We start from the raw sequence: 20,549 nt of genomic DNA, 5'->3' as shown, positions 1-20,549 counted from the left end.
GTGACGAGAGTCGACCTTTTATCGCGATGCCGGATGACGTTGCGCCATCCGGAAAATAAAGGGAGATTAACGCCCGCAGACTTCGCAGGCAGAATTGCGCAGCAGTTTCATTTCACGGAACTGGCAGGTCATCGCATCGTACATCACGATTTTTCCCGCCGCCGGCGTACCGTAATGCGCCAGCACTTTGATGGCTTCCATCGCCTGCAACGAACCAATCACCCCGACCAGCGGCGCCATGACACCCGCTTCGACACAGGTCAGCGCGTTATCGCCAAACAAACGGCTCAGACAGCGATAGCACGGGTCGTTTTCGCCCCAGGTAAAGACGCTGATCTGGCCTTCCATGCGAATGGCCGCACCGGAAACCAGCGGTACGCGATGCTGGAAACAGCCCGCGTTGAGCTGGTTACGAATCGCGACGTTATCGGCGCAATCCAGCACCAGGTCATGTGCGGCAATCTGTGTGAGCAGCGCCGTATCATCAAGCAGGGCGTTGATGGCGGTGTAGTGCACATTGGGGTTGATGCGCAGTAACGATTCGCGCGCCGAGTCCACTTTTGCCGCGCCGATATCCGCGTCGCTGTGCAGCGTCTGGCGTTGCAGGTTGGAGAGCGCCACGGTATCAAAATCGAGCAGCGTCATCTGCCCGATGCCTGCCGCGGCCAGATATTGTGCGGCGGCGCAGCCGAGGCCGCCGAGCCCGACCACCAACACGCGAGCGGCTTTTAACCGCTCCTGGCCGTCGAAATCAAAACCGCGCAAAATAATCTGCCGGTTATAGCGCATCATCTCCGCGTCGCTGAGTGCTTCAGCCATCTTTAGCCTCCGAAGAGATGGTTAAACATCTCGACATCCACCCATTCACCGGCTTCGACATTGCCACGTTCGCGCTCCAGCACCACAAAGCAGTTGCCCTGGCTAAAGGAGCTGAAAATATGTGAACCCTGGTGCCCGGTGCTGCGCACTTCCAGCGTGCCATCGTCGCCACGGCTTAACACGCCACGCTGAAAATCGAGACGCCCCGGCGACTTTTTCAGGCGCTCCGCCGCACGAGCGCGAAAACGCAGCGGCTGCGTATCGGCGGTGTTACCGGCAAGTTTCGCCAGCATCGGTTGTACCAGCTGATAAAAGGTGAGCGTCGCGGAAACCGGGTTGCCCGGCAGGCCGCAGAACCAGCTGTTTTTGAGCTTACCGAAGGCGAACGGTTTACCCGGCTTGATCGCCAGTTTCCAGAATGCGATTTCGCCCAGCTCATCGAGAATAGTTTTGGTGTAGTCGGCTTCGCCCACCGACACGCCGCCGGAGCTCAGCACCACATCGGCCTGGCTGTCGGCAGCAATAAAGGTGTCGCGCAGCTTCTGCGGGTCATCCGGCACGATGCCAAGGTTAATCACCTCATAACCGAGCTGGCTCAGCATCAGGTGAACGGATAGGCGGTTGGTATCGTAGATTTGCCCGTCAGCCAGCGGCTGGCCTGGCAGTTGCAATTCGTCGCCGGTGGAAAACAGCGCCACGCGCACTTTGCGCAGCACACTAACATCGGCAATGCCCAGCGAGGCAATGACCGGCAGCTCGGCGGCGGTCAGTTTTGTGCCCGCCGCAAAAACGCTGGCACCTTGTCGAATATCTTCGCCCGCGCGGCGGATATTCTGATTGGCCCGCACCTCGGCGGTAAAACAAATACCGGCGTCGGTCTGTTCGGTCTGTTCCTGCATCACTACCGCGTCGCACCCGGCGGGGATCGGCGCACCGGTCATAATGCGTATACAGGTGCCGGCAGGCCACTCGCCGTCGAAGGGCTGCCCGGCAAACGCTTTACCCGCCACCGGCAGGGCGTTACCACTTTGTACCTCCGCCAGCCGCACGGCGTAGCCGTCCATCGCCGAGTTATCAAAACCCGGTACGTTCAGCGGAGAGATAATATCTTGCGCCACCACGCGGCCAAAGCAGGCCACCAGCGGCAGGGTTTCGCTTTCAGTCAGCGGTGAAATGCGTGACAGCATCTGTGACAGGGCCGTATCGAGCGAGATCAGGCCGTTTGATGATTCCATAGTTAATATCCAGTCAACGCGATGAAGCGGCCATTATGGCAGAAAAGAGAAGGCCTCAACATGCCTTACGCCTACCCCATTGTAATGACATTGCTTTACATCGTTGTAACGACTTTCTATATTCAGAAATCCCTCCAGGCGCAGAGAAATTCAGGCGGCACAAATGGTTAAAGCGGTAATCGCAATACACGGCGGTGCGGGTGCTATCGGCCGTGCGCAGATGAGCCCGGAAAAAGAGCAACGTTACGTACATGTACTTTCGTCAATTATCGAAACCGGACAGCGCATGCTGGAATCGGGCGTAAGCGCGCTGGATGTGGTAACGGAAGCGGTGCGGCTGCTGGAGGAGTGTCCCTTATTTAACGCCGGTATCGGCGCGGTATTTACCCGCGATGAAACCCATGAGCTGGATGCCTGCGTGATGGACGGCAACACACTGCAAGCGGGCGCGGTGGCGGGCGTCAGCCGCTTGCGCAATCCGGTGCTGGCGGCGCGTCTGGTGATGGAGCACAGCCCGCACGTTTTCATGATTGGCGAAGGGGCGGAAAAGTTTGCCTTTTCCCACGGTATGGAGGCGGTATCGCCGAGCCTGTTTTCCACCCCGGAACGCTTTGCGCAATTGATGGAAGCGCGCGACGCCGGGAACACAGTGCTGGATCATGGCGGTGCGCCGCTCGATGAGAGCAAAAAATTTGGCACCGTGGGGGCGGTGGCGCTGGATAAGCAGGGCAACCTGGCGGCTGCGACATCGACCGGCGGCATGACCAATAAATTACCGGGTCGCGTGGGCGACAGCCCACTGCCCGGCGCAGGTTGCTATGCCAATAACGCCAACGTGGCGGTCTCCTGCACCGGCACCGGTGAAGTATTTATCCGCGCGCTGGCGGCTTACGACATCGCCGCGCTGATGGAGTACGGCGGTTTGAGTTTGCAGGAAGCCTGCGATGCCGTGGTGATGGAAAAACTGCCGGCGCTGGGCGGTAGCGGTGGGCTGATTGCGGTTGATCGCGAAGGTAACGTGGCGTTGCCGTTCAACAGTGAAGGGATGTATCGCGCGTGGGGTTACGCGGGCGATGCGCCAAGCGTGGGCATTTATCGTGAATAATGCGAGTGGGGTTGCGCGGATGGAAACCGACGCGAACATGGTGCTGGATGTCAGTAATCTGAACGTCGCTTTCAGCCATGACAAGCAACTCGTCCCGGCGGTTCGCCATCTCTCCTTTTCCCTTAAACGCGGCGAAACGCTGGCGATTGTCGGCGAATCCGGCTCCGGTAAATCGGTTACCGCGCTCGCGTTGCTGCGCCTGATTGAGCAGGCGGGCGGCGAAGTGAGCTGCGATCATATGCGTTTGACCCGGCGTAACCGGCAGAATGTGGAGCTTACCCGGCTGAGCGCATCGCAGATGCGCAGCGTGCGCGGCGCGGATATCGCGATGATTTTTCAGGAGCCGATGACCTCGCTCAACCCGGTGTTTCCTGTGGGCGAGCAGATCGCCGAGTCAATTCGCCTGCACCAGAAGCTGGGGCGCGAAGACGCCATGATTGAAGCGCGGCGTATGCTCGATCTGGTGCGCATCCCGGAATCGCAGTCGATTTTATCCAGCTTTCCACATCAGCTTTCCGGCGGCATGCGTCAGCGCGTGATGATTGCCATGGCGCTCTCCTGTCGCCCGGCGGTGCTGATTGCCGACGAACCGACCACCGCGCTGGATGTCACGATCCAGGCGCAGATCCTGCAACTCATCGCCGTGCTGCAAAAAGAGATGTCGATGGGGGTGATTTTCATCACTCACGATATGGGCGTGGTCGCTGATGTTGCCGACCGCGTACTGGTGATGAACCAGGGCGAAGCGGTAGAAACCGGCAGCGTTGAGCAGATTTTCAACCATCCTCAGCATCCGTATACCAAAGCGCTACTGGCGGCGGTGCCCAAACTGGGGGCGATGCACGGCAGCACGCTGCCGCGCCGTTTTCCGCTGATCTCACCGAAAAACCCGGCGCATCAGGAAGCGGAAATTGAACAGGATACAGTCGTGCCGGGTGAGCCGATTTTGCAGGTGCGCGATCTGGTGGCGCGCTTCCCGCTGCGCAGCGGTATTCTTAATCGCGTCACCAAAGAGGTGCACGCTGTGGAAGGGGTGAGTTTTGATCTCTGGCCGGGCGAGACGCTGTCGCTGGTGGGTGAATCCGGCAGCGGTAAATCCACCACCGGGCGCGCGCTGCTGCGCCTGGTGGAGCACCAGAGCGGTTCTATCACCTTTAACGGCGAGCGCATTGATACGCTGCCGGATAGCAAAATGAAACGCATCCGCCGCGATATTCAGTTTATTTTTCAGGATCCGTACGCCTCGCTGGACCCGCGCCAGACCGTTGGCGATTCAATTATCGAACCGCTGCGGGTGCACAATTTATTGGGTGAAGAAGAGGGGCGGCAGCGCGTGGAGTGGCTGCTGGAGCGCGTCGGCCTGAAACCGGAACATGCCTGGCGCTACCCGCATGAGTTTTCCGGCGGGCAGCGTCAGCGCATCTGCATCGCCCGGGCGCTGGCGCTCAACCCGCGCGTGGTGGTGGCGGACGAATCCGTTTCGGCGCTGGATGTTTCGATCCGCGCGCAAATCATCAATTTACTGCTCGATTTGCAGCGTGAGATGGGCATTGCGTTTCTGTTTATCTCGCATGATATGGCGGTGGTAGAACGCATCAGCCACCGCGTCGCGGTGATGTACCTTGGGCAAATTGTTGAGATCGGCCCACGGCAGGCGGTGTTTGAAAACCCGCAGCATCCGTATACACGTAAGTTAATGTCGGCGGTGCCGGTTGCCGACCCTGCGCACCATCACGCGCAGCGTGTGTTGTTGTCTGATGACATGCCCAGCAATATCCGCAAACGCGGCGAGTCAATGCAACGCGTGCAGTTGCAGAATGTGGGGCCGGGGCATTTTGTTGCCCGCTCGACGCCCGGCAGCACGCAATCCCGTTTTTAACTGAGCACTGGCAGGGTTCTTCAGGAGAGCAACATGACACAATTCATTTCACGGCACTGGCGGGGACTCGCCAGCGTGATGTTTGCGCTGACCGCCATCCCGGCCGTTGCGGCGAAGGATGTGGTTGTCGCGGTGGGATCCAACTTCACTACCCTCGATCCGTATGATGCCAACGACACGCTGTCGCAGGCGGTGGCGAAATCGTTCTATCAGGGGCTATTTGGCCTTGATAAAGATATGCAGCTGGAATACGTGCTGGCAGAAAGCTACAGCGTTTCCGCTGACGGCATGGTCTATACCGTCAACTTGCGCCACGGGGTAAAGTTCCAGGATGGTACGGACTTTGACGCCGCTGCGGTAAAAGCGAACCTCGACCGCGCCAGCAACCCGCGCAACAGCCTGAAGCGCTATAACCTGTATAAAAATATCGCCAGAACCGATGTGGTGGATGCCTACACGGTAAAAATCACCCTGAAGCAGCCTTTTTCCGCGTTTATCAATATCCTCGCCCACCCGGCAACGGCCATGATTTCTCCGGCGGCGCTGCAAAAATATGGCAACGACATTGGTTTTCACCCGGTCGGCACCGGCCCGTATGAACTGGAAGCGTGGAACCAGACCGATTACGTAAAAGTGAAGAGATTCGCCGGGTACTGGCAGCAAGGTTTACCCAAGCTGGACTCCATTACCTGGCGGCCGGTGGTAGACAACAACACCCGCGCGGCGATGCTGCAAACCGGCGAAGCGCAGTTTGCCTTCCCCATCCCTTACGAGCAGGCGGAAGTGCTGAAAAGAAACAGCAAGCTGGAGCTGGTCGCCAGCCCGTCGATTATGCAGCGTTACATCAGCATGAATGTCACGCAAAAACCGTTCGATAACCCGAAAGTGCGCGAGGCGATCAACTACGCTATTAACCGTCCGGCCCTGGTGAAAGTGGCATTCGCCGGTTTCGCGACGCCCGCCACCGGCGTTGTACCGCCAACCATTGCCTATTCCCAGGCCTATCAACCCTGGCCGTACGATCCGGCAAAAGCCCGCGAACTGCTAAAAGAAGCCGGTTATCCGCAGGGGTTCAGCACCACTTTGTGGTCGTCGCATAACCACAGCACCGCGCAGAAAGTATTACAGTTTACCCAGCAGCAACTGGCGCAGGTGGGCATTAGAGTGCAGGTGACGGCGATGGACGCCGGGCAGCGCGCAGCGGAAGTGGAAGCCAAAGCGCAGGCGCAGAGCGGCGTGCGCATGTTCTATACCGGCTGGTCGGCCTCGACCGGCGAAGCTGACTGGGCGCTGTCGCCGCTGTTCGCCTCATGGAACTGGCCGCCAACGCAGTTCAACACCGCGTTTTACAGCAACCCGCAGGTGGATAAAGACCTGGCCGAGGCGTTAAAAACCACGGATGCCGCGGAGAAAGAGCAGTTGTACAAACAGGCGCAGGATCTCATCTGGCAGGAGTCGCCATGGGTGCCGCTGGTGGTGGAAAAGCTGGTTTCAGCACATAACAAGAAGCTCACCGGTTTCTACATTATGCCCGATACCGGTTTCAGTTTTGATAACGCGGATTTGGTGAAATAACTCACTCCACCTCGCAGAGCAAAAGGAGGCGTGAGGGAACGCACAATGCAAAATTATATTATTAAACGCTTGCTGGGCCTGATCCCGACGCTACTGATTGTGGCGGTGCTGGTGTTTCTGTTTGTCCACTTGCTGCCGGGCGATCCGGCGCGGTTGATTGCCGGGCCGGAAGCCGACGCGCAGGTCATTGAGCTGGTGCGCCAACAGCTTGGGCTGGATCAACCGCTGTGGCGGCAGTTCTGGCACTACATCGGCAATGTGCTGCAAGGCGATTTTGGTATCTCGATGGCCTCGCGCCGCCCGGTGGTGGAGGAAATCGCCAGCCGCTTTATGCCGACGCTGCTGCTGACTATCACCAGTATGTGCTGGGCGATGCTGTTTGGGCTCGGCGCGGGAATTGCCGCCGCCGTGTGGCGCAACCGCTGGCCGGATCATCTGGGGATGGCGCTGGCGGTAACGGGCATGTCATTCCCCGCGTTTGCACTCGGTATGTTGCTGATGCAGATCTTCTCGGTTGAACTCGGCTGGCTGCCGACCGTGGGTGCCGACAGCTGGCAACACTACATTTTGCCGTCATTAACGCTCGGTGCGGCAGTGGCGGCGGTGATGGCGCGTTTTACCCGCGCCTCGTTCGTGGACGTGCTCAACGAGGACTACATGCGTACCGCGCGTGCCAAAGGCGTAAGCGAGCGCTGGGTTATTCTCAAACATGGTCTGCGCAACGCGCTCATCCCGGTGGTCACCATGATGGGGCTGCAATTCGGCTTTTTGCTCGGCGGCTCCATTGTGGTGGAGAAAGTCTTCAACTGGCCTGGGCTGGGCCGTTTGCTGGTGGACTCGGTGGAGATGCGCGATTACCCGGTGATTCAGGCCGAGGTGCTGCTCTTCTCGCTGGAGTTTATTCTTATCAACTTAGTGGTGGATGTGCTCTACGCCGCCCTTAATCCCACGATCAGGTACAAGTAAGGATGCGATTATTAAACTGGCGTCGACAGGCGGTGCTAAACGCCATGCCCGTAGTCAAACCGGGGCATGTGCGCACGCCGTGGCATGAATTCTGGCGGCGTTTTTGCCGCCAGCCGCTGGCGATGGCCGCCGGGATTTTTGTGCTGCTGCTGATCCTGTTGGCGATTGTCGCCCCGTGGATAGCCCCGTTCGATGCGGAAAACTATTTTGACTATGACCGGCTTAATGAAGGGCCGTCGCTGGTGCACTGGTTCGGCGTCGATTCGCTGGGGCGCGACATTTTAAGCCGCGTGCTGGTCGGCGCGCAGATTTCGCTTGCCGCCGGTCTTTTTGCGGTGCTGATTGGCGCGCTCATCGGTACGGTGCTGGGATTGCTGGCGGGTTACTACGAAGGCTGGTGGGATCGCCTGATTATGCGCATCTGTGATGTGCTGTTCGCGTTCCCCGGCATTCTGCTGGCGATTGCGGTGGTAGCGGTGATGGGTAGCGGCATGGCGAACGTGATCATCGCCGTGGCGGTGTTCTCCGTGCCGGCGTTTGCCCGTCTGGTGCGCGGTAACACGCTGGTGCTCAAGCAACAAACCTTTATCGAATCCGCGCGCAGCATCGGGGCCAGCGATGCGGTGATCCTGTTTCACCATATTCTGCCGGGCACGGTATCGTCGATTGTGGTCTATTTCACCATGCGTATCGGCACGTCGATTATCTCAGCCGCCAGCCTGTCGTTTTTAGGCCTGGGCGCGCAGCCGCCCACCCCGGAGTGGGGCGCGATGCTCAATGAAGCGCGTGCGGATATGGTAATTGCGCCGCATGTGGCGCTGTTCCCTTCGCTGGCGATTTTTCTGACGGTACTGGCGTTTAACCTGCTGGGTGATGGCCTGCGCGACGCGCTGGACCCGAAGATTAAGGGATAGGAGGTTCCCTCTCCGTATGAGGAGAGGGAAGGAAGGCTTAAACGCGGGAGCCCCACAGATCGTATTCGTCGGCGTTTTCCACTTTCACGCGGACAACGTCGCCCGGTTTAACCCCGGTTTCGCCGTTCAGGTACACCGCGCCATCGATTTCCGGAGCGTCCGCCATGCTGCGGCCAATCGCGCCTTCTTCGTCCACTTCATCGATGATCACCAGAATTTCGCGGCCGATTTTTTCCTGCAAGCGCTCGGCGGAGATCTGCTGTTGCAGTTGCATAAAGCGGTTCCAGCGCTCCTCTTTCACCTCTTCCGGCACCTGATCGGCCAGTTCGTTGGCGGTTGCGCCTTCTACCGGGCTGTATTTAAAGCAGCCGACGCGATCCAGACGCGCTTCCTGAAGGAAATCGAGCAGCATCTGGAAATCTTCTTCAGTTTCGCCAGGGAAACCGACGATAAAGGTGGAACGCAGCGTCAGTTCCGGGCAGATTTCACGCCACTGCTTAATGCGCGCCAGTTGCCTGTCGACCGCGCCGGGGCGCTTCATCAGCTTGAGAATGCGCGGGCTGGCGTGCTGCAACGGGATATCCAGATACGGCAGGATCTTGCCTTCCGCCATCAGCGGAATGACATCATCCACGTGCGGGTACGGGTAAACGTAGTGCAGACGCGTCCAGACACCGAGTTTCGCCAGTTGCTCACACAGGCCAACCATGCTGGTTTTCACCGGCTCGCCGTTGTGAAAGCCCATGCGGTGTTTTACATCCACGCCGTAAGCGGAGGTGTCCTGCGAGATCACCAGCAGCTCTTTCACGCCGGCATCGACGAGACGTTTGGCTTCGGCTAACACCTCGCCAATCGGGCGGCTTACCAGATCGCCACGCATCGACGGAATAATGCAGAACGTGCAGCGGTGGTTACAGCCTTCGGAAATTTTCAGGTAAGCGTAGTGGCGCGGCGTCAGTTTGACGCCCTGTTCCGGCACGAGGCTCAGGAACGGATTGTGCTTTGGTTTCGGCACATAGTGATGAACATGTTCCAGTACCTGCTCATAGCTGTGCGGCCCGGTGATCTCCAGCACTTTCGGGTGCACTTCGCGGATCTGATCCTCTTTTGCGCCCAGGCAGCCGGTCACAATGACTTTGCCGTTTTCATTCAGCGCTTCGCCGATGGCTTCCAGCGACTCTTGCACCGCGCTGTCGATAAAACCGCAGGTATTGACGATAACCATGTCAGCGTTGTCATAGCTTGGCACCACGTCATAACCTTCGGTGCGCAGTTCGGTGAGAATCCGTTCGGAATCCACCAGGTTTTTTGGGCAGCCAAGAGAGACAAAGCCGATTTTCGGCTGCAGGTTCACATTGCTCATAGTTCAAAAATTAATCAGTTATAGGATCTTAGGGCAGGGATTGTACAGGGCTCTCGCCTGGATTTATAGGGTAATTAAGGGGGAATACTTACAGAAGCGCATGCGGCCTACAAAGAGAATGCCGCAGAAGGTAATCGGATGGATAACTCACAAGGAGGCTGTTGCATATCAGCCTGAATATTTGCAAGCAGCAAATTCGCCTCGCTATTACAGCGTGCTCGGTGGTAACAGCCCGGAGGACTTAGGCCGACCTGATCCTGAGGACATTATCTTTCTACCAAGGCACGGCATTTTATGTTGATCTTCATACTGAATATCACACCTCGCAGACAAGCGATTTTTGCCGGGTTCGTTGTATGGTTTGCATCAATACAGCTTTGCTTTGAGGCATTTCTGGCATAAGCGGTATGCTCCTTTTTGACAGCGCTGTCATGCCCTTACACTGTTAATCCTCAAAGGAACGCAAACCATGAAAACCAAATTACATGCACTTTTCTTGCTGGGATTCCTGTCGTTCGGAAGCCAGGCTGAATCATTCACTATTAATGCTAAAGCCCACTGTATTTATCCGCCGCTGAGTAATGTGGCATTGCAGGCTGGAACAGCATTGCAGTTCCAGTTGGCGCCAGGTACATATACGATGTCGCTGCTATCCAATAATATGAGCTGCATGAACGGTTCGTTAGCGAATGGCTGCAATATCAGCACAATCTATTTGCAGGGCGGCTTGGGGAATGGGCGCTGGGGCTTAACGCTCAGCACTACGCCGATTACAGTTAACGTACCGACGGTTTCCAAATTCATGGCGTATGTCACAGATGATAACTGCGTGGATAACACTGGGCAGGCGACGATTCAGGCAGACAAAATCCAGTAACCTTCGCTCTTTTTACCTTAAAGCCGCACCGCTTCAGGGGCGGCTTTTTCCTGCGCAGTAGTAAATGACGCTAAGAAAAGAACCCTGCCGACGGTAACGTTGAGGTGTGTTCGAAAGATATGGACCTATGGCGAATTTGTTGCAATTAAGAATAATTCCTATTAACTTTTGCCCGGTTCAATTTCATTTTTCAGCCGGAGCAGCCAGAGCTGCGTTTTGATAATATAAGGGAAAACGGCATGATCAATTGTCGAGCTTATGCCATGCGCCTGGTGCCTTTTCTGATGCTCTGCGCGGCGAACAGTTATGCCCGCCCGGACATGACGCCGTTGGGGCCGAATATCGCCGATAAAGGCTCTGCGTTTTATCATTTCACTGTTAATACTTTTGATTCCGCCGACGGCAAGCGCCATTACAAAGTGTGGACCGCCATCCCGAATAAAAAGCCGCCCGCCAGTGGTTATCCGGTGCTCTATCTGCTGGACGGCAACGCGGTGATGGACCGGTTATCCGATGAGCTGTTGCAAAAACTGTCGCAGCGCGATCCGCCCGTGCTGGTGGCGATTGGCTATCAGACCGATCTGCCGTTTGAGTTAACCGCCAGAGCGTATGACTACACGCCCGCAACGCAAAGTAGCCCGCAGAATCTGCGCGGCAGAACCGGTGGCGGTAGCGCGGTTTTCCGCAGGTTACTGGAGCAGACCATTGCCCCGCTGGCTGAAAAAGATCTCGCTATCGACCCACAAAAGCGGGCGCTGTGGGGGCACTCTTACGGGGGACTGTTCGTGCTGGAGAGTTTTCTGTCGTCCGATTTCTTTCACACGTTCTACTCAGCCGTTCCTTCGCTGGATCGTAATAACGCTGCACTACTGAGCGCACTTGAGCGTGTCAACACAGCGCAGAGCCGCCAGAAATCAGTGTGGTTTATGGAAGGCGACGGCGACAGAAAAACGCAGGACGAAAACGCCACCTCGGACGTGTTAGCTGCCCTAAGCCAGACGGTTTCACGCCTGCGTAGCAGAGGCATACCGGCGACTTACCGGCTTTATCCCGGCCTGACGCACGGCGCGATGTTTGCCGCCTCGATGCACTCGGCGCTGTTGCATGTGTCCGGTGAGACGCTTTCTGAAGCAGAGTAAAAAAGGCCGCGAATGCGGCCTTCAGCGGTTTAGCTCAATGCATAAATCGCGTCGAAAATGGTGGCGGGAATACACCAGTCTTTGGTGAACTCTTCAAGTGCTTCCAGGTTCTCTTTGAAATGCGCCAGCATGATATCAATTGCCTGCGCTTCGTCTTCCGCCTGGGTTTCAAATGGCATTTTGTGAAAGCCATCAGCTTTAAGCTGCCGCACTTCTTCGGGGGACAAGGTTTTTTTCTCATAGACATTCACGGCAATGTCACTGGAGTAGAACACATAGGTTTTCATGACATCTTCCTTGTAAATGAAGCGGTTGGTGGCAGCTATGTTATCGGCATCGGGCAACGTTCGTTTACCCCTGCACAATATAAATTATTACTATGCGCTTCGCTTGCCCGGTAAAGAAGCCCCTGGTTTTCGTCTTTTCTCGCGCTCACCGGTGAGCAAAATTCATGCTAATTTGAACGTTTTCCTCACGTGATAAAGGCAGGGTTATGGCAAGTTTCGACGTTCAGGAATGGCGCAAAGAGAATTACCTGGTAACAACCGACGCCGAAAAGCAGGATATTGCAGCGATCCACCGTTATCTGACGCGATCAACATGGGCGGTGGGGATTGACCGGGAGACGGTGGCGATCTCCGTGCAAAATAGCCTTAATTTCGGTCTGTTTCATGGTGAGGTGCAGATAGGTTTTGCCCGGTTAGTGACCGATTATGCCACCTTCGCCTACCTGTGTGATGTGTATGTGCTGGAAGCGTATCAGGGGCAAAAACTGGGAAAATGGTTAATCGCCTGCTGCCATGCGCATCCGGTTTTTGAAAAATTGCGCCGGATTGTTCTGTTTACTTCCACCGCGCCCTGGCTGTACGCGCAGGCGGGTTATGAACCTGTTAACCGGCCCGATTACACGTGGACGATTGCCCGCCCGGATATCTACAAGAGCAGGAATAACCCGACTAAAGAGTAGCGCGCCTGCACCATCGCGGTAAAAGTGGGCAATGTGGTTAATGCCGCGTTGCCATTGCTATGCCGTTCCCGCGCTGGTAAAAACGCCCGGTTTACTAACACCGGAAAGGGAAAAACGATGCGCAGGACAATCATTAAGATTCTGGCGGGGCTGCTGTATGTGGTGTTCGCCTTTTTTATTTGCGCTGTCATCAAGCCGGTTAACCAGTTCTGGCAATGGTCATCGGACTGGCTGTTTGATCTGCTCTGGCGACACCACATGATTACCGATACCTACGAATGGGGCATGGATCCACCAGGCACCATAATGCTGGTGATCATTGTGCTGGTTATCGCCTGGCTTTTAGCCCGCAGCGTTAAAGTGCTACGGGCTAAAATCGGGCGCTGAGTGCCGCGTTTTACCATCCGTATTCTGAATAAGGTTGCCCGGCGGCGATCTGCGCAATCGCCTGTTTGACATAGCCAATCGTGTTTTCAGGTAAATCGTCAATGGCGTGCCAGCATAAATCGCTATGTTTCTCCGGCTCGGCGATAAACGGCTCGCCCTGCCAGCGCGTGCAACTGAAAAAGTGGCCCATCCACGAGCGATTCTCTGTCCAGACGTGCAGCGTATGCGCCAGCTGAAGATCATCCGGTGCGATTACCACGCCCGTCTCCTCATTGGCTTCCCGTGCCGCTGCTGCCCCCAGCGTTTCGTATTGCTCCAGACCACCGGCGGGTAGGCTATAGCAACCGTCCATCCAGCCTGTTCCGGTGCGTTTAAGCATGCAAATCTGCTTCTCTTTTCGCAGCAATACGAATACCGCAACCGACAGGTTATAGCGCTCTCTTGTCATTTTCTTCCCTCTGTTTATCCTTCAGCCTGATATGCTCCTGCGGCACCCAACCCTGTTCTCCATCCGCTTTTTGCGCGTAGTACCAACCATTAAGCGCCTTGATAAGCGTGAGCGTTTCCCCGACACGCACGGTGAGTTCATGGGCGCAATAGTCATCAAGCGCTGTTCCTTCATACGCACTCAGCGGTGCGAAAAGCTGCTGCGGCGCCCAACCACTTTTTCCTGAGGCTAACGTCACCCACACCCAGCCGCGCCACTGCAAATCGCAATGACTTATCAGCACGCGTTCGCCTTTGCCGACCGCAATCGGATCGGGATACGCCGACGTGTAATCGCGGATAACTTTCGCCTGGGATGGCATCGCTTTACACCATGCCATTATTGCCGTGGCGCAGAAATGCCGGGCGCTGGTTTAACCGCGCGAACCACGCGTCAATGGCAGGAACCTGCGGGTGGTCGAATGGCGTCATCTTCCAGCGGTTGACCGACAGCCCCAGCACCACATCCGCCAGCGTAAAGGTGTCACCTGCGGCGAATGCTCCGGTGCGCTGCAATTGCTGCTCCAGAATGCCGATGCAGTGATTCCACTCTTTGATGCCTGCTGCGATGGCTTTCGGGTCGTTAAAGTCCGGGTTCTTGCGTGCCAGCGCCGGGAAGACATAACGCCATGCGTTGTTGAACTCGGTGGCCTGCCAGTCCATCCAGTGTTCAACGTTGGCGCAGGCTTGCGGCTCACTGGGAAGCAAATCCTCGCGCCCGGCTTTACGCACCAGATAACGGCAAATCGAGTTGGATTCCCATAATACAAAACCGTCGTCTATCAGTACCGGCACCATCGCGTTAGGGTTCATGGCGCGGAATTCATCCGTTTCGGTGGAGGCAAAACCGCTGCCGTAATCTTCCTGCACATAATCCAGCCCGGCTTCTTCACAGGTCCAGAGTACTTTTCGCACATTGATCGATGTCGTTTTGCCAAGAATTTTAAGCATGTTGCAGGTGTCCATTCGTGTAATTAATCGTTTAAAAACAATACACCAGACAAATGCTTTCTGACCACCTGCAGATGCGTGCCAGCACGTCACGGTCACTCATGACATTAGCGGACGGCAAACACCCGGGATAAAGCGTAATGCATGGCGGCAGACGCGTAAGGGTGAGAACAGTCGTGCGGGGGCGTGATGGGGGCAGTCTGGCTCAGTGAGCGGCGGGTGAGATTGAGCAAGTTAACTGATTCATTTGTGAAAATTATGGATTGCTGCGGGCGCGGGATATCACCGAGCACGTTGGTTGGCTGGCGTGGCTCACTTTAAGTGAAATGTAAAGGTCCGGCAGATAAAATTAAATATTGACCGGACGCATGCTTTTGTTCAAAAAGCGACCATACTATGATCCTACACTGGCTGACAAGGGGGGAAGATGTATGACCGTTGATGAACTTGCGCGTCGTCTGCTGACGAAGTTGATTGCTGCCCGAAGTGACCTTGCGGCCTATATCCAGATGCGAAAAGCGAAAGGGTATATGTCGGTCAGCGAAAATGATCGTCTGCGTGAACGCTTCTTTGCCCTGGCGCTGGAGATCCGCGATAAAGGCGAACGGTTAAACGAAATGCCGGATCGCGACTCACGTAGTGCGATATACCGCGCCGAGGAAGCGCTCTCCTCAGCAGCTGTTTGTCTGATGAGCGGGCGACAGGATTGTCCCACCTATATTTCGGTGAATGTCGACAAGCTGGAACGTTCGCTGAATGTGCTTAATTACTGCATTCAGTATCTGAACGAGCATTCACCGCTCGAAGAAGCCTGATACCAGGGGGAGGAAACTCCCCCTTTCTGCGCCTGCCTCCTCGACGTTGCTCCGCCGGTTTTACTGCAACACCCGCGATGCGCATGCGGTTGTGTATAGGCAATGTAAAAGTCGCTTCTGCCCGCGCTGCGCGGTCTACCCTTTATCAGAATAAAAAACTGCATAAAGGAGCGCCGTATGCGCCAGATCCCGCTGCTTTTTCTGTTTCTCTCCCTCTCGGTGTGCGCCGTACCTGCTGCGGTGAAAGTCGATGTATTGCAAACCAAACTCGATCACCCCTGGGCGCTGGCGTTTCTGCCCGATAATCACGGCATGTTGATTACCCTGCGCGGCGGGCAACTGCGTTTATGGCAACGAGATAAGGGCATTTCCGACCCGATTACTGGCGTTCCCGAAGTCTGGGCGCACGGGCAGGGGGGCTTGCTGGATGTGGCGCTGGCACCGGATTTTGCCCAGTCGCGCCGGGTGTGGCTGAGCTACGCCGAGGCCGGTCAGGATGATAAAGCCGGAACGGCGGTCGGGTACGGCCGTCTTAGCGAGGATTTTAAACGCCTCGACGATTTCCGAACGGTGTTTCGCCAGCAGCCGAAACTCTCTACCGGTAACCATTTTGGCGGTCGGCTGGTGTTTGATGGTAAAGGCTATTTATGGATTGCGCTGGGCGAGAATAACCAGCGCTCGACGGCGCAGGATCTGGATAAATTACAGGGCAAGCTGGTGCGGCTGACGGACCAGGGCAAGGTGCCGCAGGATAACCCGTTTGCCGGTAAAGCGGGGGCACGAGCGGAAATCTGGTCTTACGGTATTCGCAATCCGCAGGGAATGGCAATCAACCCGTGGAGTAACGCGTTGTGGCTCAACGAGCATGGCCCGCGCGGCGGCGATGAGATCAACATTCCGCAAAAGGGTAAAAATTACGGCTGGCCAATTGCCACCTGGGGTATCAACTACAGCGGGCTGAAGATCCCGGAAGCTAAAGGGGAGATTGTCGCCGGAACCGAGCAGCCGATCTTTTACTGGAAACGATCCCCGGCGGTCAGCGGTATGACGTTTTACAACGCTGACGTTTTCCCGCAGTGGAAAAACAAACTGTTTATCGGCGCGCTGAAAGATACAAATGTCATCGTCATGAGCGTGCAGGGTGACAAGGTGACGGAAGATGGCCGTATTCTCGGCGATCGCGGGCAGCGTATTCGCGATGTCCGCGTTGGGCCGGACGGTTATCTCTATGTTCTGACCGATGAATCCGACGGCGCATTGTGGAAAGTCAGCCCGGCCTTCTGAAGCAGAAAGGGGATATTCCCCTTTCTTCATTCTGCGTATTAGTCGTAGGTATTTTCCGTTCTGGCGTTAACAGGTAAAAGCTATATTTTATTTTTCTATAAACGTTTTCATCTAATTATTTTTAAATAAATAAATGCCGAATTTTTTATTTTTATAGCGTTTGGTTATGTGGCTCTTTTTATTTAAGTGCCTGCCGCGATTGCCGATAACTGAATATCTTAGAGTATGCGTTAAAGGAGAGGTAATAATGCATCATCAAGGTATTTCGGGTACGTCGACGGATATTTATGAATTGATTTCGCGCATTGGTAACGTCACCCGCATGTTAAGAAGCAGCCTGCGTGAGTTAGGCCACGATATCACCATTGCTGAACTGGCTAACTCCATCCCTGACGCGCGCAGTCGTTTGCAATATGTCGTCGATCTTACGGCGCAGGCATCGGGTAAGACGCTCACCTATATCGAACTGACACAACCCCTGCAGGAGCAACTGAGCCAGCAAGCCAGCCAGCTGCTTTCGCAATGGCAGCAACATAATGAAGCCGCAAGTATCGATGAGACGATGGCGCTTGCCCGCGCCACGCATGATTGGCTGGGCTCTGTGCCGACGTGCACCGAAGCCAGCAAATCCTGGCTGCGGGAAATTATGATGGCGCAGGATTTCCCGGATACCACGGCGCGGATTATTGTGCGCATGATGGCGTTGCTGGAAAATATTGAGAAAGAATTCCTGAACGTGCTGTTAGAAAACGTAGCGCGAGAAGGGTGCGCGACAATCAAGCAAGCCAGCGCTGATCCGACAGCCCCGCAGGCAGCCGAGCAAGATATTGACGAATTGCTGAATAGCCTTGGCCTGTAATTTATTTTGTTAGTGCTTCACCCTCGTTGTTGTGCTTATTGATATCCTCTAATTGTTATTTTGGTGAATGCAATTCTATTGCATTCACTTTTTTTGGCGGTTTATCTCGCATAACAAACGCACGCCTTTAAATAAAAAAATCCCGCAATGCCATCAACATATGCGGGATAAAAAAGAAAAATAAATTCGTTATGCTCAATGAAGCCCGCCCTCATGACAAAGCGGGTGTTAGTCAAGGAATGACATCGTTGAAATCCGCTCTGAAGGAGGTAAGCGGATTTCACACAACTTAACGCAGCAGGGACAGCATGGTCTGCGGAACCTGGTTAGCCTGCGCCAGTACGGAGCTACCAGCTTGCTGCAGGATCTGCGAACGGGACATGTTAGACACTTCTGTCGCGTAGTCAGAATCCTGAATACGGCTGCGCGCTGCCGACAGGTTGTTCACGGTGTTGTTCAGGTTGGAAATGGTTGATTCAAAACGGTTCTGGGATGCACCGAGCAGGCTGCGTTCGGTATCCACGGCTTTGATGGCTTTATCCAGATCGGCCAGCGGATTACCGTCGGTGGTGCCGCCGGAGCTGACAACGCCCTGCAGCACATCAAAGCCATGGGCGTCAGTAGAACGTGCGCTGCCGTTGACGATCTGGCCTGTTGTTGCGGCCGTCGCACCGGTGGTGTTGTAGAGGTTGAACGCGTCGCTGCTGCTCACGGTAATGCTGATGGTTTCGCCATCTTTCGCGCCAACCTGGAAATTATACTGGCTGTCGCCCGAACCGGTATTCAGCACTTTCAGGCCGTTAAAGTCAGTCTGGGTGGTAATACGGTTGATCTCTTCCATACGCTGGTTAACTTCCGCCTGGATGGAGTCGACATCGGACGCGGAGTTAGAGCCATTCTGCGCTTGTACAGTCAGGTCGCGAATACGCTGCAGGTTATTATTCACTTCGCTCAGTGCGCCTTCGGTAGTCTGCGCCAGTGAAATGCCGTCATTCGCGTTACGCACCGCAACGGAAAGACCATTAATATTTGACGTGAAACGGTTAGCAATTGCCTGACCAGCAGCATCATCTTTTGCGCTATTAATACGCAGACCGGATGACAGACGCTCAATAGACGTGCCTAAAGAAGACTGAGATTTGCTCAGGTTATTTTGGGTCATTAAAGACAACGTGTTGGTATTAATAACGGCCATTTCATTTCTCCAGAAATATAGAAGTAATCTATGAGTATTGCCCAATATCGCTGGGCGAAATGGATATCGTCCAAGGGGAATAAAACTTTAAATTTAAATGCCTAATAGTTTATTTTTATAAAAGAAGCTATTTAATATGATGATTTTATAACTAATAGTAGTTTTAAATATATTTAAATTGCCGCTGATGCATTCTATTTTAATAGTGCTTATAGGCTGATTCGATCATAGTTTCGCATAGGTTAGTGAGAAATAAGAATAACCGCATTAGACTATTTTAGTATTGCTAAACTACTATTAAGTGTTGTTGAATTGTTTGTTGGAAAGAATATTTTTTGTAACTTTAATGCAGGTAAATTCGCTTTTCCTGACGCCAGGATGCTGCTAGGCTCATATTTAATCAGGTGGTTGTCTTCAACGTTATTTGTCCTGAAAGGTTAAATGTTGCCCATAATATGGGTACTAAAAGCAAATTCTAACATTATTGCATCGTTGCATCCTATTAAGCGGTTGATGATATGAATTAACAATTAAAGTTTTGCGCCAGAATTTCGATTACTGATTAGAAAGAATATTGCGTTGTTTATATAACAAATAACTGAATAGTTGTGCCGGAGATGGCACTTAAATTAAATTTAGCACGAAAAATCACGCATCAGTCCCGGTCGTGTTTGCTGCCCTGGCTGAAACATAAAAGGCTTATATTGTGTGGTGTTTCTGTGTTTTTTGTCTGCACACGGGAGAGTTGACGTTATGAGAACGCAAGATTTGGAATACTTCGTCGCGTTGATAAAACATATGAATTTTCAAAAGGCGGCTGAGGAGTGCGATGTTTCTCAACCCACCCTGAGCATTCAAATCAAAAAACTGGAAGAGGAATTAGGCATTCCATTGCTGCACCGCAAAGGCAAAGGGTTTAGCCTGTCGCCGATCGGCTTGCATTTGTTGCCACTGATCGAAAATATTCTTCGAGAGGTGCATAACCTGCATGAGTTAGCGCAGCGGCTACGTTTTCAACCGGTTGGCGTTATCAATATTGGTGTAACCCCGACGCTTGGGTCGTATATATATGAAGACCTGTTCAGCGCGTTCAAAGAAAAATTTCCGGATAATGAGATCAAGCTCCATGAAGTCAGTGAAGATAATTTGCTGAGTATGTTAGGGAAAGGGCAATTACAGTTGGGGCTGCTGATAGGGCCGATTGCTAACGATAACTTCCTCGAGGCTCAGCTCTATGAAGAGCAATTTGTGCTGGGCGTAAACAACAGCCATCCGCTGTCGAAACAAGAAGTGATTGATCTCAGCGAGTTGAAAAAACATAAACTTATTATGACCAAATCGATGCCAGAACATCTCAATCTTGAACCTGGCAGCGAAGAGATCCTCAACCATGCACGGAGTATTTCAAACGATCTGGAAACTATCCGATATATGGTAAAAAATTCGGATAATGTCTCGTTTTTTCCAAAACTTTCAACGCTCGGTAACGATCATAATAGTATAAAATATATTAATATCAAAAATAATAATTTATCCCGTCGGGTTTTCATGATGGTGCGTGAAGGCGATATTATGAAGGAAAAATATTATAGTTTTGGCAGCGACGTTGGCGGCAGAATTAACGCAAGGCTGAATACGCTGTAATGGCTTTATTGTCTTAATTACGCAGTAACCACAGCCTCATGATCGCTGGCTATGAACATATGTTGAGATACAAACATTCTTTTTTTGAA

Annotated in this window: 21 protein-coding genes; 13 read left to right on the top strand and 8 right to left on the bottom strand. The window is 54.1% G+C overall.

What is annotated here, in order from left to right; all coding sequences use genetic code 11:
* Positions 1 to 66: 66 nt before the first annotated feature.
* Together moeB and moeA are read right to left on the bottom strand one after the other, a co-directional pair.
* Positions 67 to 819, bottom strand: coding sequence for a molybdopterin-synthase adenylyltransferase MoeB (gene moeB / locus RT644_RS11160; protein WP_313626678.1), 753 nt, complete (start codon positions 817 to 819; stop codon positions 67 to 69).
* Between the two features lie 2 nt (positions 820 to 821).
* Positions 822 to 2,054, bottom strand: a complete 1,233-nt coding sequence (moeA, locus tag RT644_RS11155) for a molybdopterin molybdotransferase MoeA (RefSeq protein WP_313626677.1) — start codon at positions 2,052 to 2,054, stop codon at positions 822 to 824.
* Between the two features lie 163 nt (positions 2,055 to 2,217).
* Between moeA and iaaA the strand changes: the two genes are divergently transcribed.
* The 5 genes from iaaA to gsiD are packed head-to-tail and all read left to right on the top strand — an operon-like array spanning position 2,218 to position 8,493.
* Positions 2,218 to 3,159 (top strand): beta-aspartyl-peptidase, encoded by a 942-nt coding sequence (gene iaaA, locus RT644_RS11150; protein ID WP_020457153.1) that lies wholly within the window; start codon positions 2,218 to 2,220, stop codon positions 3,157 to 3,159.
* 19 nt (positions 3,160 to 3,178) lie between these two features.
* Positions 3,179 to 5,038, top strand: a complete 1,860-nt coding sequence (gene gsiA, locus RT644_RS11145) for a glutathione ABC transporter ATP-binding protein GsiA (protein WP_170956354.1) — start codon at positions 3,179 to 3,181, stop codon at positions 5,036 to 5,038.
* A 33-nt stretch (positions 5,039 to 5,071) separates the two neighbouring features.
* Entirely contained in the window at positions 5,072 to 6,613 is a 1,542-nt protein-coding gene (gene gsiB / locus RT644_RS11140) for a glutathione ABC transporter substrate-binding protein GsiB (protein WP_045506492.1), read from the top strand.
* A gap of 45 nt (positions 6,614 to 6,658) precedes the next feature.
* Positions 6,659 to 7,579: a glutathione ABC transporter permease GsiC gene (gene gsiC, locus RT644_RS11135; RefSeq protein ID WP_020457156.1), complete on the top strand. Its 921-nt coding sequence runs from the start codon at positions 6,659 to 6,661 to the stop codon at positions 7,577 to 7,579.
* A 2-nt stretch (positions 7,580 to 7,581) separates the two neighbouring features.
* Complete coding sequence (gene gsiD, locus RT644_RS11130; protein ID WP_020457157.1) at positions 7,582 to 8,493, top strand: glutathione ABC transporter permease GsiD; 912 nt, start codon at positions 7,582 to 7,584, stop codon at positions 8,491 to 8,493.
* 37 nt (positions 8,494 to 8,530) lie between these two features.
* Here the strand turns inward: gsiD and rimO are convergent, their stop codons facing one another.
* On the bottom strand, positions 8,531 to 9,856 hold the full coding sequence (gene rimO / locus RT644_RS11125; RefSeq protein WP_020457158.1) for a 30S ribosomal protein S12 methylthiotransferase RimO: 1,326 nt from the start codon (positions 9,854 to 9,856) through the stop codon (positions 8,531 to 8,533).
* Positions 9,857 to 10,325: 469 nt separating this feature from the next.
* Between rimO and RT644_RS11120 the strand changes: the two genes are divergently transcribed.
* Entirely contained in the window at positions 10,326 to 10,733 is a 408-nt protein-coding gene (locus RT644_RS11120) for a hypothetical protein (protein ID WP_086871778.1), read from the top strand.
* 239 nt (positions 10,734 to 10,972) lie between these two features.
* Positions 10,973 to 11,872: an alpha/beta hydrolase gene (locus RT644_RS11115; RefSeq protein ID WP_313626674.1), complete on the top strand. Its 900-nt coding sequence runs from the start codon at positions 10,973 to 10,975 to the stop codon at positions 11,870 to 11,872.
* 29 nt (positions 11,873 to 11,901) lie between these two features.
* Here RT644_RS11115 and RT644_RS11110 read toward each other — a convergent pair whose 3' ends face one another.
* The gene (locus tag RT644_RS11110; protein WP_313626672.1) at positions 11,902 to 12,159 is read right to left on the bottom strand and encodes a hypothetical protein; all 258 of its coding nucleotides are present in this window, start codon (positions 12,157 to 12,159) and stop codon (positions 11,902 to 11,904) included.
* Positions 12,160 to 12,365: 206 nt separating this feature from the next.
* Here RT644_RS11110 and RT644_RS11105 point away from each other — a divergent pair, with 206 nt between their 5' ends.
* Together RT644_RS11105 and RT644_RS11100 are read left to right on the top strand one after the other, a co-directional pair.
* The gene (locus RT644_RS11105) at positions 12,366 to 12,839 is read left to right on the top strand and encodes a GNAT family N-acetyltransferase (RefSeq protein WP_313626671.1); all 474 of its coding nucleotides are present in this window, start codon (positions 12,366 to 12,368) and stop codon (positions 12,837 to 12,839) included.
* 117 nt (positions 12,840 to 12,956) lie between these two features.
* Positions 12,957 to 13,226 (top strand): hypothetical protein, encoded by a 270-nt coding sequence (locus RT644_RS11100; protein WP_313626670.1) that lies wholly within the window; start codon positions 12,957 to 12,959, stop codon positions 13,224 to 13,226.
* Positions 13,227 to 13,236: 10 nt separating this feature from the next.
* On the opposite strand, the gene RT644_RS11095 is transcribed toward RT644_RS11100, so the two are convergent.
* Genes RT644_RS11095 through RT644_RS11085 form a run of 3 tightly spaced genes read right to left on the bottom strand, consistent with a single transcriptional unit; the run spans position 13,237 to position 14,663 of the window.
* Entirely contained in the window at positions 13,237 to 13,674 is a 438-nt protein-coding gene (locus RT644_RS11095) for an NUDIX domain-containing protein (RefSeq protein ID WP_313626669.1), read from the bottom strand.
* Entirely contained in the window at positions 13,655 to 14,053 is a 399-nt protein-coding gene (locus tag RT644_RS11090; protein WP_313626667.1) for an SH3 domain-containing protein, read from the bottom strand. Before RT644_RS11090 ends, RT644_RS11095 begins: the two co-directional genes overlap by 20 nt.
* Positions 14,040 to 14,663, bottom strand: coding sequence for a glutathione S-transferase family protein (locus RT644_RS11085; protein WP_313626665.1), 624 nt, complete (start codon positions 14,661 to 14,663; stop codon positions 14,040 to 14,042). The genes RT644_RS11090 and RT644_RS11085 overlap by 14 nt, the downstream gene beginning before the upstream one ends.
* 431 nt (positions 14,664 to 15,094) lie before the next feature.
* Between RT644_RS11085 and RT644_RS11080 the strand changes: the two genes are divergently transcribed.
* From RT644_RS11080 to RT644_RS11070, 3 genes are all read left to right on the top strand, one after another.
* Positions 15,095 to 15,478, top strand: coding sequence for a biofilm formation regulator BssR (locus RT644_RS11080; RefSeq protein WP_017456065.1), 384 nt, complete (start codon positions 15,095 to 15,097; stop codon positions 15,476 to 15,478).
* Positions 15,479 to 15,655: 177 nt separating this feature from the next.
* Positions 15,656 to 16,762, top strand: a complete 1,107-nt coding sequence (locus tag RT644_RS11075; RefSeq protein WP_313626664.1) for a PQQ-dependent sugar dehydrogenase — start codon at positions 15,656 to 15,658, stop codon at positions 16,760 to 16,762.
* Positions 16,763 to 17,009: 247 nt separating this feature from the next.
* Entirely contained in the window at positions 17,010 to 17,621 is a 612-nt protein-coding gene (locus RT644_RS11070) for a protein phosphatase CheZ (RefSeq protein ID WP_313626662.1), read from the top strand.
* 289 nt (positions 17,622 to 17,910) lie between these two features.
* Here the strand turns inward: RT644_RS11070 and RT644_RS11065 are convergent, their stop codons facing one another.
* Entirely contained in the window at positions 17,911 to 18,816 is a 906-nt protein-coding gene (locus RT644_RS11065; RefSeq protein ID WP_020457171.1) for a flagellin, read from the bottom strand.
* Between the two features lie 753 nt (positions 18,817 to 19,569).
* On the opposite strand from RT644_RS11065, the gene RT644_RS11060 reads away from it, so the two are divergent.
* Positions 19,570 to 20,460 (top strand): LysR substrate-binding domain-containing protein, encoded by an 891-nt coding sequence (locus tag RT644_RS11060; RefSeq protein ID WP_020457172.1) that lies wholly within the window; start codon positions 19,570 to 19,572, stop codon positions 20,458 to 20,460.
* The last annotated feature ends 89 nt before the right edge of the window (positions 20,461 to 20,549 follow it).

It is taken from the genome of Kosakonia sp., from assembly GCF_032104925.1.
Lineage (GTDB): Bacteria > Pseudomonadota > Gammaproteobacteria > Enterobacterales > Enterobacteriaceae > Kosakonia.
Note: the sequence above shows the minus strand (reverse complement) of the source record. Positions and strands in the feature narration are given on the sequence as shown.

Bases quoted from the DNA above. Each gene is read 5' to 3' on its own strand.
- moeB (WP_313626678.1), bottom strand. From the start codon at position 819: ATGGCTGAAGCACTCAGCGACGCGGAGATGATGCGCTATAACCGGCAG.
- moeA (WP_313626677.1), bottom strand. From the start codon at position 2,054: ATGGAATCATCAAACGGCCTGATCTCGCTCGATACGGCCCTGTCACAG.
- iaaA (WP_020457153.1), top strand. From the start codon at position 2,218: ATGGTTAAAGCGGTAATCGCAATACACGGCGGTGCGGGTGCTATCGGC.
- gsiA (WP_170956354.1), top strand. From the start codon at position 3,179: ATGGAAACCGACGCGAACATGGTGCTGGATGTCAGTAATCTGAACGTC.
- gsiB (WP_045506492.1), top strand. From the start codon at position 5,072: ATGACACAATTCATTTCACGGCACTGGCGGGGACTCGCCAGCGTGATG.
- gsiC (WP_020457156.1), top strand. From the start codon at position 6,659: ATGCAAAATTATATTATTAAACGCTTGCTGGGCCTGATCCCGACGCTA.
- gsiD (WP_020457157.1), top strand. From the start codon at position 7,582: ATGCGATTATTAAACTGGCGTCGACAGGCGGTGCTAAACGCCATGCCC.
- rimO (WP_020457158.1), bottom strand. From the start codon at position 9,856: ATGAGCAATGTGAACCTGCAGCCGAAAATCGGCTTTGTCTCTCTTGGC.
- RT644_RS11120 (WP_086871778.1), top strand. From the start codon at position 10,326: ATGAAAACCAAATTACATGCACTTTTCTTGCTGGGATTCCTGTCGTTC.
- RT644_RS11115 (WP_313626674.1), top strand. From the start codon at position 10,973: ATGATCAATTGTCGAGCTTATGCCATGCGCCTGGTGCCTTTTCTGATG.
- RT644_RS11110 (WP_313626672.1), bottom strand. From the start codon at position 12,159: ATGAAAACCTATGTGTTCTACTCCAGTGACATTGCCGTGAATGTCTAT.
- RT644_RS11105 (WP_313626671.1), top strand. From the start codon at position 12,366: ATGGCAAGTTTCGACGTTCAGGAATGGCGCAAAGAGAATTACCTGGTA.
- RT644_RS11100 (WP_313626670.1), top strand. From the start codon at position 12,957: ATGCGCAGGACAATCATTAAGATTCTGGCGGGGCTGCTGTATGTGGTG.
- RT644_RS11095 (WP_313626669.1), bottom strand. From the start codon at position 13,674: ATGACAAGAGAGCGCTATAACCTGTCGGTTGCGGTATTCGTATTGCTG.
- RT644_RS11090 (WP_313626667.1), bottom strand. From the start codon at position 14,053: ATGGCATGGTGTAAAGCGATGCCATCCCAGGCGAAAGTTATCCGCGAT.
- RT644_RS11085 (WP_313626665.1), bottom strand. From the start codon at position 14,663: ATGCTTAAAATTCTTGGCAAAACGACATCGATCAATGTGCGAAAAGTA.
- RT644_RS11080 (WP_017456065.1), top strand. From the start codon at position 15,095: ATGACCGTTGATGAACTTGCGCGTCGTCTGCTGACGAAGTTGATTGCT.
- RT644_RS11075 (WP_313626664.1), top strand. From the start codon at position 15,656: ATGCGCCAGATCCCGCTGCTTTTTCTGTTTCTCTCCCTCTCGGTGTGC.
- RT644_RS11070 (WP_313626662.1), top strand. From the start codon at position 17,010: ATGCATCATCAAGGTATTTCGGGTACGTCGACGGATATTTATGAATTG.
- RT644_RS11065 (WP_020457171.1), bottom strand. From the start codon at position 18,816: ATGGCCGTTATTAATACCAACACGTTGTCTTTAATGACCCAAAATAAC.
- RT644_RS11060 (WP_020457172.1), top strand. From the start codon at position 19,570: ATGAGAACGCAAGATTTGGAATACTTCGTCGCGTTGATAAAACATATG.